Consider the following 1,562-nt stretch of genomic DNA (forward strand, 5'->3'; position numbering starts at 1 on the left):
CGATTTTGTTGCAAAAGTCGGTTGAGACAAGTCACGAACCGTGATTCCGTTGTGTTGACGCGAATCTCGGCGAGGTCGATCCATGATGGGCCGTCTGAAGAGTGACCAAGGTCAACTGTTCTACGAGTTTCGTCTTGGCGACGCGATACCCGAAGATCATCTGGTGCGGAAGATCGATGCTGCTCTCGATCTGTCCTGGCTTCGCGGTGAACTAGCATCTCACTATTCGTCGATGGGGCGCCCGTCGATTGATCCGGAACTGATGATCCGGATGCTGGTCGTGGGGTATGTCTTTGCGATCCGCTCGGAACGGCTGATCTGCCGTGAAGTGCAGGTGAACCTCGCCTATCGCTGGTTCTGCAAGCTTGGTATCGAGGACGCTGTCCCGGATCATTCGGCATTTTCGCGCGCCCGCAACGAGCGCTTCCGTGATGGAGATGTTCTCCGCCGCGTGTTCGAACGGATTGTCGAGACATGCATTGCCGCCGGTCTGGTTGGTGGCGAAGGATTTGCAGTCGATGCGAGCCTGATTGCGGCCGACGCGAACAAGCAGCGCTCGATCGCAGGTCAGGACTGGCGCAGGGATCGCGATCCGGCCAGGTCCAGCCGCGCGGTGAAGGAGTATTTGGCAACCCTCGACGATCCGGCGTGGGGCGCCGCCAGCGATGTCATCCCGAAGTTTGTCTCGCCATCCGATCCGGCAGCGCAGTGGACCGGCGCTCACAAGGGGCCGGCATTCTTCGCGTACTCCGACAACTATCTCATCGACGTGAAGTTCGGCGTCATCGTGGATGTCGAGGCCTCCCGCGCCATTCGCCAGGCCGAGGTCGGTGCAGCAAAAACCATGATCGAACGAACCGAGGAGCGCTTTGGTCTCAAGCCAGAGCGACTTGTCGGGGATACCGCTTACGGAGCGGCTCCGATGCTGAACTGGCTGGTCGAGGAGAAGGGCATCGCGCCGCATATCCCTGTGTTCGATAAGTCGAAGCGGGATGATGGCACCTTCTCGCGGAGCGACTTTCGATATGACCCAACCGGGGACGTTTACCACTGCCCGGGTGGTAAGCGGCTTGGGACGAGCGGTACCGTGCACGAGGGCAAGACCCTTCTGTATCGTGCCAGCAAGCTCGACTGCGATGTATGCCCGCTCAAACCGCAGTGCTGCCCAAAGGAACCATCACGCAAGATCCCGCGCGATATCCATGAGCATGCCCGAGACGTTGCCCGGTCGTTCGCTGGCACCGAGGGCTTCGAGCTCTCTCGGCGTCAGCGCAAGAAGATCGAGATGAGGTTCGCACACTTGAAGCGCATCCTGAAGCTTGGTCGGCTCCGATTGCGAGGCCCGCAAGGTGCCCAGGATGAGTTTGTTCTAGCCGCCATCGCTCAGAATCTGAGGCGGTTTGCATCGCTGGTCGCACGACCGCCGCCGGCTCAGGTTCTGCGCATCGCGTAGCGTAGCGTCAAAGTTGCGTAAAATGCGTCAGGGCCAGCGCTTCAAAGCGCGGCTCAACAAAAGGCCCAGCGGCCAAATCCATTGCAGCCAACTTTTGCAACAAAATCGG

General features: G+C 59.6%; 1 protein-coding gene. It reads left to right on the plus strand.

Going from position 1 to position 1,562, the window contains the following annotated elements; all coding sequences use genetic code 11:
* The first annotated feature begins 82 nt into the window (after positions 1 to 82).
* Positions 83 to 1,453 carry an IS1182 family transposase gene (locus AC0L3B_RS38080; protein WP_026233905.1) on the plus strand — a complete coding sequence of 457 codons (1,371 nt, stop codon included), beginning with the start codon at positions 83 to 85 and terminating at the stop codon, positions 1,451 to 1,453.
* The last annotated feature ends 109 nt before the right edge of the window (positions 1,454 to 1,562 follow it).

This window comes from Bradyrhizobium sp. Kon56, from assembly GCF_055807635.1.

What these genes read in the sequence shown, in the direction of transcription:
- AC0L3B_RS38080 (WP_026233905.1), top strand. Translation starts at nt 83, where the DNA reads ATGATGGGCCGTCTGAAGAGTGACCAAGGTCAACTGTTCTACGAGTTT.